8 protein-coding genes are annotated in these 13,993 nt (G+C 36.1%); 5 read left to right on the top strand and 3 right to left on the bottom strand.

What is annotated here, in order from left to right; genetic code table 11:
• Positions 1-35: 35 nt before the first annotated feature.
• From pgmB to C1T31_RS03150, 3 genes are all read right to left on the bottom strand, one after another.
• On the bottom strand, positions 36-692 hold the full coding sequence (gene pgmB / locus C1T31_RS03160) for a beta-phosphoglucomutase (RefSeq protein WP_103050997.1): 657 nt from the start codon (positions 690-692) through the stop codon (positions 36-38).
• Between the two features lie 3 nt (positions 693-695).
• The gene (locus C1T31_RS03155; protein ID WP_103050996.1) at positions 696-2,069 is read right to left on the bottom strand and encodes an MFS transporter; all 1,374 of its coding nucleotides are present in this window, start codon (positions 2,067-2,069) and stop codon (positions 696-698) included.
• 130 nt (positions 2,070-2,199) lie between these two features.
• The gene (locus tag C1T31_RS03150) at positions 2,200-3,240 is read right to left on the bottom strand and encodes a LacI family DNA-binding transcriptional regulator (RefSeq protein WP_103050995.1); all 1,041 of its coding nucleotides are present in this window, start codon (positions 3,238-3,240) and stop codon (positions 2,200-2,202) included.
• 215 nt (positions 3,241-3,455) lie between these two features.
• Between C1T31_RS03150 and C1T31_RS03145 the strand changes: the two genes are divergently transcribed.
• The 5 genes from C1T31_RS03145 to C1T31_RS03125 are packed head-to-tail and all read left to right on the top strand — an operon-like array spanning position 3,456 to position 13,979.
• On the top strand, positions 3,456-6,575 hold the full coding sequence (locus C1T31_RS03145; RefSeq protein ID WP_103050994.1) for a SusC/RagA family TonB-linked outer membrane protein: 3,120 nt from the start codon (positions 3,456-3,458) through the stop codon (positions 6,573-6,575).
• 11 nt (positions 6,576-6,586) lie between these two features.
• Entirely contained in the window at positions 6,587-8,125 is a 1,539-nt protein-coding gene (locus C1T31_RS03140; RefSeq protein WP_103050993.1) for a RagB/SusD family nutrient uptake outer membrane protein, read from the top strand.
• A 16-nt stretch (positions 8,126-8,141) separates the two neighbouring features.
• The gene (locus tag C1T31_RS03135; protein WP_103051305.1) at positions 8,142-9,221 is read left to right on the top strand and encodes a SusE domain-containing protein; all 1,080 of its coding nucleotides are present in this window, start codon (positions 8,142-8,144) and stop codon (positions 9,219-9,221) included.
• Between the two features lie 6 nt (positions 9,222-9,227).
• A complete protein-coding gene (locus C1T31_RS03130; RefSeq protein WP_103050992.1) occupies positions 9,228-11,054 on the top strand; it encodes a SusE domain-containing protein in 1,827 nt (608 codons plus the stop codon).
• 51 nt (positions 11,055-11,105) lie between these two features.
• A complete protein-coding gene (locus C1T31_RS03125; protein ID WP_103050991.1) occupies positions 11,106-13,979 on the top strand; it encodes an alpha-amylase family glycosyl hydrolase in 2,874 nt (957 codons plus the stop codon).
• Positions 13,980-13,993: the final 14 nt, after the last annotated feature.

Below are 13,993 nucleotides of genomic sequence, written 5' to 3'. Positions count from 1 at the left end.
TTTTATTAGAGGCTAGGCTTGAACCTCTATATATTCTACTCATTTATTAATTCGATAAGGAAACTATTTTCCATTTCAGTGAAATCCTTAAAAACGAAATCTGCTTCATGAAGGATTTCTGCTTCACCAATACCTATGCTAATCATATCAGCTGCATTTGCTGCTTGAATGCCTGCTACTGAATCTTCAAAAACGATACATTGATTTGGTTTCACTTTTAAATCTTTTGCAGCTTTTAAAAACACTTCAGGGTTTGGTTTACCCTTAACAACATCATTGCCATCAACAATGGCATCAAAATTATGGATTAGGCTCACTTTTTTTAGGATAGTTTTGGCATTCTTACTAGCCGAGCCCAGCGCTATTCCTTGGTTGTTTTGAATTAGTAAGTTTAAAACCCGTTCTACATCTGGAAGAATTTCCTGTTTATCCATTTTATTGATGTAGGTAAGATAATCGTCATTTTTTATGGCCATCAACTTCATAAAATCATCTTCAGAAATGGATTTATTTCCCCATTCCAAAATTTTTTCCAGAGATTTCACACGACTCACACCTTTAAGTTGCTCGTTTTCTCTTTCAGTAAAGTTGACACCAATACTTTCAGCTAGTTTTTTCCAAGCCAGATAGTGATATTTGGCCGTATCAACTATGACGCCATCCAAATCAAATATGAATCCTTTTTTTGACATTATTTATATTTCTTCAGGTTGATAGGTTATGGCATTTTTATTTGTAATCAATAGGTTACAAAGTCCTGCAATTATCAAACTAATTCCAGCAACAGTCATAGCATTTATAGCCTCATCACCCAGTAAACTAGATACATAATTGATACCGCCTAACGCTGCAATGATTTGCGGAATGACAATAAACATGTTGAAAATCCCCATAATGACACCCATTTTTTTAGGGTCAACAGAACTTGAAAGCATGGCGTAAGGCATAGATAAGATACTGCCCCAAGCAAAACCTATGAGAATAAAGCAATACTTTAAGTTTTCAGGTGTAGAGTAATTCATTAATAAAAACCCAAGACCACCTAACATTAATGAAACCATGTGAACAAACTTTCTGTTAATGCGTCTTTTAGAAGTGTAAAAAGTCAATAATAGTGCAAATGCCATTGAAGACAATCCATACACACCCATGGCTGAACCCACAGCATTTGATGATTCTTGAAATGCGGTATTGGCAACATTAAATGCTTCGGCTTGGGAAACAATAGTCATATCAAAATCAGATTCTATAGGCACAGGTGTTTTAAACACATGTTCCGTAAGAGCCGGATTGGCCAAACTCCACATAGTAAAAAACGCAAACCACGAAAAAAATTGAATTACTCCCAACTTTTTCATGGTTAATGGCATACTGCCAATGTTGTTTAAAATATCTGGAATAAACTGATTTTTTCTAGCTTTTTCACGCTCAAATTCCTCCATGTCTTCTGGCGGATATTCTGGAGTCGTAAAAATGGTGTAGAGTATACTCACAAGAAAAACAAAAGCACCTATGGCAAAAGCCACTTTGACCGACATAGGAACTACTCCTGATTCCGCTGAATTACTAACTCCCAATTGTGAAACCATCCAAGGCAGGTTACTTGCTACCCAAGTACCAATTCCAATAATTAAGGTTTGAACTACAAACCCATAGGACCGTTGTGATTGAGGTAGTTTATCAGCCACTAATGCCCTAAATGGCTCCATTGAAATATTTATGGAAGCATCTAGTATCCATAAGAATCCGGCTGCGACCCAAAGTGCTGGTGAATGCGGCACAAAAAACAAGGCTAGGGAACTCAATATAGCTCCGATTAAGAAATAAGGTCGGCGCCTTCCCAATTTAGGATGCCATGTTCTATCACTTAAATAACCTATGATGGGCTGCACTAATAGACCTGTAAGCGGAGCGGCAATCCATAATAATGGAATCGCGTCTTTTTCAGCGCCAAGTGTTTGAAAAATACGAGACATAAAGCCTCCTTGAAGTGCAAAACCAAATTGAATTCCTAGAAAACCGAAACTCATGTTCCAAATTTCCCAAAAACCAAGGGTACGCTTTTTCATAATAGTACAATTGAAATTAATACTATTTTGACAAGCTATTTACTTATCAAAACTTATGGTGAGAAGTGAAAATATAAGTTTTGATTCGGTTGTAAATATATAAAAGTTTTTAAATATGCTATGTTAAAATTTATTTTGTAGAGTCTCGTTCGATCAAGTCTGTCTCAATAATTACAGTTTGAAAACGCTCCTCTTCCTCTTCATGCTCTAGCTTGTGAATCAACAATTCAGCAGCTTTTTCGCCTATTTTTTGACCATGTTGACTAACAGTTGTAAGGCTTGGTGTAGCATGTTTAGACAATACACCATCAGTAAAACCAATAACTTGAACATCATTTGGGATATGTTTTCCAAATTTGCGTGCCACCTTCATTGCGGTTATAGCATACAGTTCGTTAACTGCAAAAACTCCATCAAGTTTTTTGTTTTGTTTAAAAAGTTGTTCTATTTCATTCTCAAGTACATCCAAATAATCCTCGGAAACCAGTTTGTCATCAACTTTTAAAATTAAGCTAGCTTTAGGGTGAATTTTATGATCCTCTAAAGCTTCCAGATAGCCTTGAGTCCTTAATCTACCAACACTCACATAATCTTTAGTTGTGATAATTGCAATTTGTTTACAGCCATTTTCTATGAGTTTGGCCACCGCTTTTTTTGCACCTTTTACATCATCAACAATTACTTTATCGCACTTTATATCGTTCACAATACGATCAAACATGACAATAGGCATACCTTGGCTAATGGTTTCGTTAAAATGATGATAATCCTGCTGCAACAAAGTTTCTTTAGCAATGGATAATATAAAACCATCTATACTACCATTAGCAAGCATTTCCATGTTAATGACCTCCTTATCAAATGATTCATTTGAAAGCCCTACAATTACGTTATAACCCTTCTTATTAGCCACAAGCTCAATACCACTAATTACTTTCGAAAAGAAATGATGGACAATTTCAGGTATTATAATTCCTATGGTTTTTGTTTTTCGGTTCTTTAGACTTAGAGCAATGTTGTTAGGGCGGTAATTATACAATTTGGCAAAAGCTTGTACTTTTTCCCGAGTATCTTCACTAATTTCAGAACTGTTTCTTAAGGCCTTCGAAACAGTAGAAATTGACACATCCAATTCGCGGGCAATTTGCTTTAATGTAATCTTTCTTTTCATATAGTCATTTTATCCAATAAATATAAGGGCAAATTAGTATTTTGAAGTGTTTTTCTGTCTTAAATAACAAATTTCTTAAAAAGTTGTTAACACGAAAACGTTTTCGCTACGAATATCGCAATCTCACGCCATTTTTTTACATAATATTTACATAGATTTAACATCGAGAAGTGGAAATATAACGAATATAATTAAGACTAATTCAAAAGCTTTATATGAAAACAACAATTAATAGTGTATTGTTTTTGTTATTTATTTTACCAACATTCATGTTTGGTCAAAATCTTGTAACTGGAACAGTAACTGAACAATCTTCTTCGTTGCCTTTACCAGGGGTTAATGTTATAATTAAAGGCACAACTACTGGAACCTCAACGGACTTTGATGGAATTTATCAAATTGAGGTAAGCAATGGAGATGTATTAGTATTCTCCTATTTAGGATATGTTACTAAAGAAATCACTTACAACGGCGAATCAAATCTTAATGTAGCGCTCGATGAAGACGCTGCTCAATTAGACGAAGTTGTTGTTATTGGGTATGGAACTGTTAAAAAAGAAGATGCTACTGGTTCTGTATCACTTGTAACCGATGAAGACTTCAACAAAGGAAACATTGTCTCAACGGATCAATTATTAACCGGTAAGATTGCTGGTGTTAGGATTACCAATTCTGGTGGTCAACCAGATTCTGCTCCAAATATTAGAATTAGAGGAGGTTCATCTTTAAGTGCTAACAATAATCCTTTAATTGTTATTGATGGTGTACCACTTTCCAATATCAATGCTGCTGGAGTAAGCAATCCATTGTCATTGGTAAACCCAAATGATGTAGAAAGTTTTTCTATTTTAAAAGATGCCTCTGCTACTGCCATTTATGGGGCTAGGGCGTCTAATGGTGTCATTATTATAACCACTAAAAAAGGAACATCTGGAGCGCCACAATTTAATTTCTCAACCGATATTTCGGTCAATAGTGCTGGTGAAGGATTGGATATGATGGATAGTGCTACCTATGTCAGATTCATTCAAGAATATCATCCGGATTTAGTTGATAAATTAGGGGTGCCAATTGGATCTGTACAAACTAATGAACCTATATCCCAAATTATTGATACACCTAATGGTCCACGTGCCATTTATGATACGGATTGGAGAGATAGTGTTTTGAGATCGGCTTTCACGTCAAACACTAATTTTAGCGCTAGAGCTAATTTATTTGATGTATTGCCTTTTAGAGGGTCTATAGGTTATACCAATGCTGAAGGTATTGTAAAAACAGATGATTACGAAAGAGTAACAGCATCCATTAATCTTTCCCCCCGATTTTTTGATGACGATTTAAAAGTTACATTAAATGCTAAAGCAACCTATGCAGATAAGAATTCAGTAGATACTGGTGGTGCGCTAGGTGGTTCTTTAGTTTTTGATCCCACAAAACCAGTTTATAATAACGCACCTGATAATCGATTTGGAGGTTATTATTTTAATACTGCTCAAGATGGAAACCGTTTAATTTTGGATGGACAATGGAATCCATTAGCACTGTTGGAGCAGCGTGAACGCCCAGAACGCGCAACCCGTTTTTTAGGTAATTTGGAATTAGATTATTCTCTGAATTTCCTTCCTGGTTTGAGAGCGGTCGTAAATTTAGGTTTGGATGCTTCAAAAGCGAAGATTACTGAAAGATTTTTTAATAATGCAGCTGCCACTTATCAGTTTGATGTTGATGGTAATTATTTGTTCAATCCTGGCGAAAATTATGCTGAAAATCAAGATATCACCAACACCACAATGGATGCTTTTCTGCAATACACCAAACTATATGACGATAAATTCGTAACTAAAATTGATGTTCAAGCTGGTTATTCTTATCAGAATTTTAAAAATGATGGCACAAAAAGGGAATATCGTTATCATGTAGACGACCCTAATACGCCAGATGATGATGATCAAGTTGGATTAAGAGAATTGATTTTTGATCCTGCTAATCCGAATAACCGTTATTACAATGAATACAACTTACAATCCTTCTTCGGAAGAACTAATATTGATATATTAGATCGATACCTATTTACATTTTCTGTTAGAGCTGATGCCTCCTCTTTGTTTGTACTTGATGATGTTTGGGATTCAAATGCTTGGGGCTTTTTCCCTGCAGCTGCATTTGCTTGGAAGGTATCGAGTGAAGAGTTTATGAATAATGTTAATTTTGTAAACGATTTTAAAATTAGATTTGGATGGGGTAAAACAGGACAAAATGATATCTCACAAGTGGTGGGTTATTATCCAACAACCCCTTTATTTACGCCTGGTAGCCCGAACAGTCAATATTTACCTGGTGCTGGATTATATTCTGCCTTACCTTATAACCCAGATTTAACTTGGGAAAAAACAACAACATACAACCTAGGAGTTGATTTTAGTTTCTTTAAAAACGATTTAATTGCAGGTTCATTTGATATCTTCAAAAGAGAGACAAAAGATTTATTGGCTCGTGTGAACGTACCTCCAGGACAGGGGTTTTCTGACACCTTCGTTAAAAATGTTGGTGAGTCAGAAGGTAGAGGTTTTGAGCTAAATTTAAATCTTAACGCTATTCAAACTGATGATTTATCCGTATCTTTAAATGGTAATTTAAGTTATGTATATAACGAGATTACTGATATAGGTGGACAAGCAGATATCAATAGAGGTGGAAGTTTAAGAGGCACAGGCTCTTTTTTATTAAGTGATGTTGTTGGGCAACAAGCGCAAAGCGCTTATGTGTTTAAACAGTTATATGACAGTAATGGGAATGTAATACCTGGTGCATTTGCTGATTTGAATGGTGATAATATTATTAATGATGATGATAGATATCACGTTCAAATAGCTCCTAACTGGACATATGGTTTTGGTATGGATATCTCCTATAAAAAATGGGATTTCACTACCGTATTTGTCGGACAAGTAGGAGGAAATATTTATAATTTCAGTAAAATGAACTACGGGTTTACTGAAGCCGCAGTACCTGCCAATAACAATAGTATTACTAACGTATTGAATTTTTATAATGGTGCTGCAGATCCTGCATTTGAAAACGTAAATGGAAATATTCAATTTTCAGATTACTTCATAGAGGATGCCACCTTTTTAAGATGTAATAATATTGTTTTAGGTTACACTTTTGACAATATGATTAAAAATGGCAATGTTAGAATGTATGGAGCCGTTTCAAATCCATTTATCATTACAGATTATGACGGTATAGATCCTCAAAATTTTGGAGGTATCGACCGAGATTTTTATCCAAGACCAACAACGTTCACATTGGGCGTTAATTTTGACTTTTAAAAAAATAGACTATGAAAAAAATAATTTTTATAATAGGAATAATGTTTTTGACACTCGTGTCATGTACAGCTGATTTAGATACGGAACCAAAAGTAGAACTATCACTAGAGGAACTTTTGGCAACTGACCCAAATGCCGTTGAAGGTATTGTCTCTAGATTATATGCATCCTTTGCGCTTTCTGGACCTGATGGCCCTGGAAGTTCAGATATTAGTGATGATCCTGGAGAATCGCCTTTCTTAAGAGGAATTATTAATCTGCAAGACTTTACTGCAGATGCCATGAAAAACAGATGGGGAGATGATGGTTTAGATCAATTGACTACAACATCAAGTTGGGATGCCAACAATAAGTTCTTTAGATATTTATATAACCGAGCTTATTATACCATCCCGCAATGTAATAACCTTATTAGTATTTTGAACACTAGTAATCTTCCTGATACTGGAGAAGCTTTATTGGAAGCCCGTTTTTTAAGATCATTAGCATATTTCTATTTGATTGATGCTTTTGGTAAAGGTGTATTGGTTACAGAAGAAAACCTAAATCAAACGGATCCACTTCCAGAATCTAATAGAAGACAACTTTTTGAATTTGTTGAAGCTGAAATGCTAGAAATACAATCCAGCATGTCAGAAGATAATGGTTATGGTCGTGCTAACAAATATGTCGCTGCGATGCTGTTAGCTAAATTATACATGAATGCCGAAGTATACATTGGTGAAAATCGATACTCTGAAGCGCTAACTTATTTGAATATCGTTATTGATGAAGGCGGCTATCAATTAGCACCAAACTTTTTAGAGAATTTTTCTGCTGACAACGATGTCTCTCCAGAAATTATTTTTCCGTTAATTGCAGATGCTGTAAACAGTCAAAGTTTTGGTAATACAACTTATATTGTTAATGGTAGTTTGAGTTCAGATACCATGACATTATCTGAATTTGGTGCTGCTGAAGGTTGGCAAGGTCACAGAGCAACATCAGCATGGTATGGGTTGTTTGGAGATTTAGGAACATCAAATGATGCTCGAGCAGCTTTGTTTTGGACATCTGGACATAACTATGTCATGACAGACTACAGGGAATGGACAGATGGCTATCCATCCATTAAATTTCGAAATACTGAATTTAATAGTTCATCGAATACCACAACATCTTTTTCAAGTACTGATTTTCCATTATACAGACTTGCAGATGCGAATCTGATGTATGCGGAATGTGCTTTAAGGGGTGCTGCAGGTGCCGATATGAATAAAGCGTTAACGTTGGTAAATAACGTAAGAACTCGTTCTTCAGCAGATCCGATCTCAATGAATGAGTTGACTTTAGATTTTATTATCGACGAAAGAGGTCGTGAACTAAATTTTGAAGGACATAGAAGAACAGATTTAATCCGTTTTGGAATGTTTACAGGCAGTAGTTATTTATGGCCTTGGAAAGGTAATGTTCAAAATGGGGCTTCTATTCCTGCACATTACAACTTGTTCCCGATACCTGAACAAGCTTTAAGTGCCAATCCAAATCTTCAACAAAATCCAGGTTATTAATAAAAAAATGAAGGAAATGAAAAATATACTTAAAATAACATGGCTTTTTGCATTAGCATTGTTTTTAGGGTCATGTTCAGATGACGATGAAAAGTTAATCGTTGCTGCAGAAAGTGCCAGTGTTATAAATACACCAACAAATGGTCAGGAGTTTGTTTTAAATCCATTTGAAGAACAGACTAATATCGCTATTACCTTTAGTTGGGACCATTCGAGCTATGGTACCCCAACTGGTATGGATTATTCCATTGAAATTGCTACTGGTGGCGCAAATTTTGATGACGCTAGAACACTAGCAACAATTCGTGACACATACTTTACAATGAGTATTGCTGATTTTAACGGAGCAGTTAGTTCTCTAGGATTACCACCTTTTACTTCTAGCAATGTGGATGTTAGAATTAAATCTACCGTAGGTGACCCGAGTAGACTACCGCAATATTCAGATCCAGTTACTATATCCGTAACACCATTTACCACGGATTTACCTAAAATTGCTGTACCAGGAAACCATCAAGGTTGGGCTCCAGATGCTACTGATCCTCCAGTTCCAGTACTTGCAGCTTCAGCTTTTGGTGAAACGGATTATGAAGGCTATGTTTGGCTAGATGGTGAATATAAGTTTTTAGCACCAAACCAAACTGGTGTATTTGAATGGGGAAATACAGATTGGGGAGATGATGGTAATTTCAATGGTGTACTAGTAGTTGATGACGAAGTTAACTGTACTGCTACTGCAGGATATTATTTAGTTAAGGCTGATACAGATGCTCTAACTTATTCGGCTGAAGCACATAGCTGGGGCGTAATTGGTAATGCTACACCAACCGGCTGGGATAGTGATACCGATATGATCTACGACCCTGAAACACAGACTTTAAGAATTACAATGGACTTAGTAGCTCAAAGTGCTCCAGATAACGGATTGAAATTTAGAGTAAACGACGAATGGACCATTAATTTAGGTGATACCGGAGCTGATGGAACTATGGAATTCAGCGGAGATAATATTGGTGTTCCTGAATCTGGTAATTATACCATAGTTTTAGATTTATCAAACCCAAGAGAATATACTTACTCTCTAACATTAAACTAATTTGCTATGAAAAATTTATTAAAAACCATATACCTTTTAACACTACTTTTTGTGGTGATTAGTTGTAATGATGAAAATGATTTTGGATTTGTTGCACCTGATGACTCTTTTACTATTGTATCACCAAATAGTGGTGCTACCTTATTTTTGGATAATCAAAATGAGCAAAATGTTGCGCTTACAATTGTTTGGGAAGATAATGTAACAAATTCAAGTAACTATACAATAGAAATGTCTTCTAATGAGGAATTCACTGAAACAGTTACTATTGGTTCTTCATCAAGCAATACTTTTTCATTAACAGTTGAAAGCTTGAATGCCATATTATTAGATTATGAAGTGCCTGCTTTTGAAGAAACATCATTATACTTTAGAGTTAATGCTGGAGGTGAATATACAGACGTCATAACACTTGTAATAAGCTCATATCCAGAAGAAAACCCTATAATCACAAGTCCTGATAACAGTTTCGCAGTTGTTTTGTCGGATGTTACTGAAGATGAAACTGCATTAAGTGTAACTTGGGATGATCCAGATTTTTCTGATGAAACACCAGTAATTATTAATTATAGTCTAGAAGTAGCTGTGGCTGGAACTGATTTTGCTGTTGTTGAAAATATTGGAAATACTTCTGAAAGAATGGATGATACCACTCATGGAGAACTAAATGACGCCGCATTAAACCTTGGACTTGCTGTTGATATGGCTGGAACATTGGACGTTAGGGTTCGATCTGTTATTGAAACAGCTAGTGGTGATTTAGAACGTATTTCAGATTTTATTACCATAACTGTTACACCTTATGAAACTGCGCTATTACCAGTGATATATGGTGTTGGAGCAGGATTACCTGATGCTGGTTGGGGCTGGGATTCACCAGTAGAACTTTTACTTCAAGGATCAGTATATTCAAGCAATGTGAACTTATCACCAGATAATGGCGGAAACTTTAGATTCTTTGCTCAAATGGATTGGAACCCTGTGAGTTTCAACTACCCATGGTATGAGTCCAGAGGATTTACAATTGATGCCAATTTAGTAAATGCCAATGACGGTGATAGTAATTTCCAATTTGTTGGTACTGCTGGTGAATATTTCCTTGAAATAGACATGGAAAATAAAACTATTACATTAGGCCCTCCTATTGTTGGACCAAATTGCGAGTTTGACCAACTTTGGTTAGTAGGAGCTGGTGTTCCTGATGCTGGTTGGGGTTGGGATTCACCTGTTCAATTACCCTGTACAGGAAATGGTGTTTATTCAGGCAATGTGAATCTACAAAATAATGGGGGTGCCGATAACAACTTCAGATTCTTTACAGCTGAAGGTGATTGGGGTTCAGGTAGAAATTTCCCTTATTATTCTGATCAAGGTTATACTATAGATCCTAACTTTACCAATGCCATGGATGGTGATAGTAATTTTGCATTCATTGGAACTACCGGTCAATATTTCTTAACAGTTGATACAGTTAATCAAACCATTACTTTAGGTCCGCCACAAACAACTTGTGAGTTTGACCAACTTTGGTTGGTTGGTGCTGGTGTTCCTGATGCTGGTTGGGGTTGGGATACTCCAGTAGTATTCCCATGTACAGGTGCAGGAATCTATTCAGCAGAGGTTACTTTTGCCAATGATGCTTTTAGATTCTTTACTGCTGAAGGCGATTGGGGTTCAGGTAGAAATTTCCCTTATTATGTAGGTGAAGGTTACACCATCGATCCTTTATTTGAAGATGCTCTTGATGGTGATAATAATTTCAGATTTGTAGGAACACCTGGAACTTATACCTTAACTATGGATACTGTTAACAAAACAATAACCTTACAATAATTTCTTAAAGGGCTATGGAGGAAATCCATAGCCTTTTTTCATTAAAAAGCTATGAAACATAAATTACTTTCTATTCCATTTTTATTCTTTTTAGTAGTTTTATCTGCACAAACACAAGACGATGTTGTATTCGATATTTCTCCCTCGGCATTCGAAGAAAATGAGGAGATTACCATTACAGTATCGAATTTAGATGCTTCCATTTGGGGAAGTACTGACGGTGAAGATATTTATTTATGGTCATGGTATTTTGATACCAATGGAAATCAAGTTGGTGATTCTCCAACAAACGGAGATTGGACAAACTCAAATGAAGTCCAAAAGTTTACCAATAACAATGATGGCACTTATACCTTTACCTTGACACCTACTTCATTTTTCAATGATACTGGTATTGGGCAAATAGGTATGCTTGTTAAAAGTGATGATGGTTCGCAACAATCTCAAGACGAATTATTCTATGTTGGTATTGTCACTCTCATCCTAAATAACCCAACTTCAGATACTGTTATTATAGAATCTGGTGGTAATGTCCCAATTAGTGCTTATATGATTTCTGGGGGTAACACCGAAGTTGGTAATTTTGAGGTTTTTTTAAATAATAATTCTGTAGCTACTGGAACTGGTTTTCCAAATTATGGTACAACAATTACCAATGTAACTGAATCTGGCACTATGAGGGTGGTTGGAACGCCTTTTGGATCAACTGAATCAGGAGAAGCCACTTTTGAAGTGGTCATTGCCAGTTTAACCCTTGAAGCATTGCCTGCGGGTCTTGTTGATGGTATTAACTACAATGATTCAGACGCAACAAAAGCGACTTTAGTAGTAGATGCTCCCAATAAGGACTTTGTCTATCTAGCCGGAAGTTTTAATAACTGGAATCCGTACAGCTCTCACTTAATGAAAAAAGACCCTTCGAGTTCTAAATTTTGGTTAGAAGTTACTGGGTTGACTCCTGGTGAGATTAATACTTATCAATATTGGATATATGATAACAGCCCTGTGAGTAATTCACCTAATGAAGTCAAAACCGCTGATCCTTACTCAACATTGGTGCTATCACCTTTCGATGACCCTTGGATTCCAACTTCATCTTATCCTAACTTACCAGCCTATCCTGCTGGTCAAGAACGTGAAGTCACGGTGCTTCAAACAGGACAAACCGAATATAATTGGCAAGTAACAAACTTTACCAAACCCAAAAAAGAAGACCTTGTTATATACGAAGTATTAATTAGAGATTTTGATGGTGACAGAAATTATCAGGACTTAATTGACAAAATTGATTATTTCAAAGAATTAAATGTCAATGCTATTGAATTAATGCCAGTCATGGAGTATGAAGGCAATGAAAGCTGGGGTTATAACACGGCTTTCCACATGGCATTAGATAAGTTTTATGGCACCGAAGACAAGTTCAAAGAGTTCGTTGACACCTGTCATCAAAATGGCATTGCTGTTATTTTGGATATTGCGCTAAATCATGCTTTTGGTAGAAACCCAATGGTGCGCATGTGGATGGACGATCCTGACGGTGATGGCTGGGGTGGACCTAGTAGTGAAAATCCATACTTTAACCAAACTGCTCGACACAGCTATAATGTTGGGAACGATTTTAATCACCAGCAACCCATGACACAAAATTATGTACAACGTGTCGTTCAGCATTGGATAGAAGAGTTTCATATTGATGGTTTCCGCTGGGATTTAACCAAAGGGTTTACGCAAAATTGTTCTGGAAGTGATGAAGGCTGTACAAACTCCTACCAACAAGATCGCGTTGACATACTGAAACAATATGCCGATTATTCCTGGAGTTTAGACCCAGACCATTATGTTATTTTTGAACATCTCGGTCAAGACGGTGAAGAACAACAATGGGCCAACTACAGAATTGGAGAAGGAAAAGGTATAATGATGTGGGGTATTATGAATTCCCAATACAACCAATTAACAATGGGATACTCCACAAATTCCAATATTAATAGAATGGGGCATGAGTCAAGAGGCTTTTCAGCTCCTAGACTAGTAGGATATGCTGAAAGTCATGATGAGGAGCGTTTAATGTATAGAAATGTTCAATTTGGAAATAGTTCAGGTGGTTATGATGTTAGAGACTTAAACACAGCTTTAAATAGGATGTCTGCACTTGGCGCTGTAACTCTAACTATTCCGGGGCCTAAAATGATTTGGCATTTTGGAGAATTGGGTATGGAAAATTCCATTTTTACTTGTAACAACGGAACCGTCAATGAACCAGGTGGAACAGATGGCGATTGTAAACTTGACACCAAGCCGCAACCGCAATGGGTTAACGATTGGCCTAATGATCCATCTCGAGCACAAGTCTATAGTGATTGGGCACGATTGAATGCACTAAAAATCCAAGAGGCCGTATTTGAAGGTAATTACTCTATAGATTCAGGAGATTTAACGCCTCGTATTTTTATTTGGGACGATGCGCTTCCAAGTACAGAACTTAAAAATGTAGTCATTCTTGCAAATTTTGATGTCGTTGCACAGAATATTGTACCAGATTTTCCCTATACAGGTACGTGGTATGATTTGATGGATGATACTGGTAGTTCTTCCATAAATGTGAGTAATACAACAGCTCCGTTCAATATTCCACCTGGTGAATTCAGAATTTATGGAAATGCATCAACTACATTGAGTGTTGATAGTATGGAGAATGTAAGCAATTTACAGCTATATCCAAATCCAACTCAGGACACCTTTAAAATTAATCAACCTATAGATACTATTACTATTTATGATACAACGGGAAAACTAATTTATCAGGAAAAAGGGCAATTTGATACTAATCATGAATTTGATGTTTCAAAAATTTCAAATGGTCTTTACCTTGTTAAAATAGACGCCAATAATAGCTCTGTAACCAAACAACTGATTATTAACTAAAGAATTATATAGTT

This window comes from Hanstruepera neustonica (assembly GCF_002895005.1).
GTDB classification, from domain to species: Bacteria; Bacteroidota; Bacteroidia; order Flavobacteriales; family Flavobacteriaceae; genus Hanstruepera; species Hanstruepera neustonica.
Note: the sequence above shows the minus strand (reverse complement) of the source record. Positions and strands in the feature narration are given on the sequence as shown.

Excerpts from the sequence above, each read along its gene's own strand:
- C1T31_RS03135 (WP_103051305.1), top strand. The coding sequence starts at position 8,142 with ATGAAAAATATACTTAAAATAACATGGCTTTTTGCATTAGCATTGTTT.
- pgmB (WP_103050997.1), bottom strand. The coding sequence starts at position 692 with ATGTCAAAAAAAGGATTCATATTTGATTTGGATGGCGTCATAGTTGAT.
- C1T31_RS03130 (WP_103050992.1), top strand. The coding sequence starts at position 9,228 with ATGAAAAATTTATTAAAAACCATATACCTTTTAACACTACTTTTTGTG.
- C1T31_RS03155 (WP_103050996.1), bottom strand. The coding sequence starts at position 2,069 with ATGAAAAAGCGTACCCTTGGTTTTTGGGAAATTTGGAACATGAGTTTC.
- C1T31_RS03125 (WP_103050991.1), top strand. The coding sequence starts at position 11,106 with ATGAAACATAAATTACTTTCTATTCCATTTTTATTCTTTTTAGTAGTT.
- C1T31_RS03140 (WP_103050993.1), top strand. The coding sequence starts at position 6,587 with ATGAAAAAAATAATTTTTATAATAGGAATAATGTTTTTGACACTCGTG.
- C1T31_RS03145 (WP_103050994.1), top strand. The coding sequence starts at position 3,456 with ATGAAAACAACAATTAATAGTGTATTGTTTTTGTTATTTATTTTACCA.
- C1T31_RS03150 (WP_103050995.1), bottom strand. The coding sequence starts at position 3,240 with ATGAAAAGAAAGATTACATTAAAGCAAATTGCCCGCGAATTGGATGTG.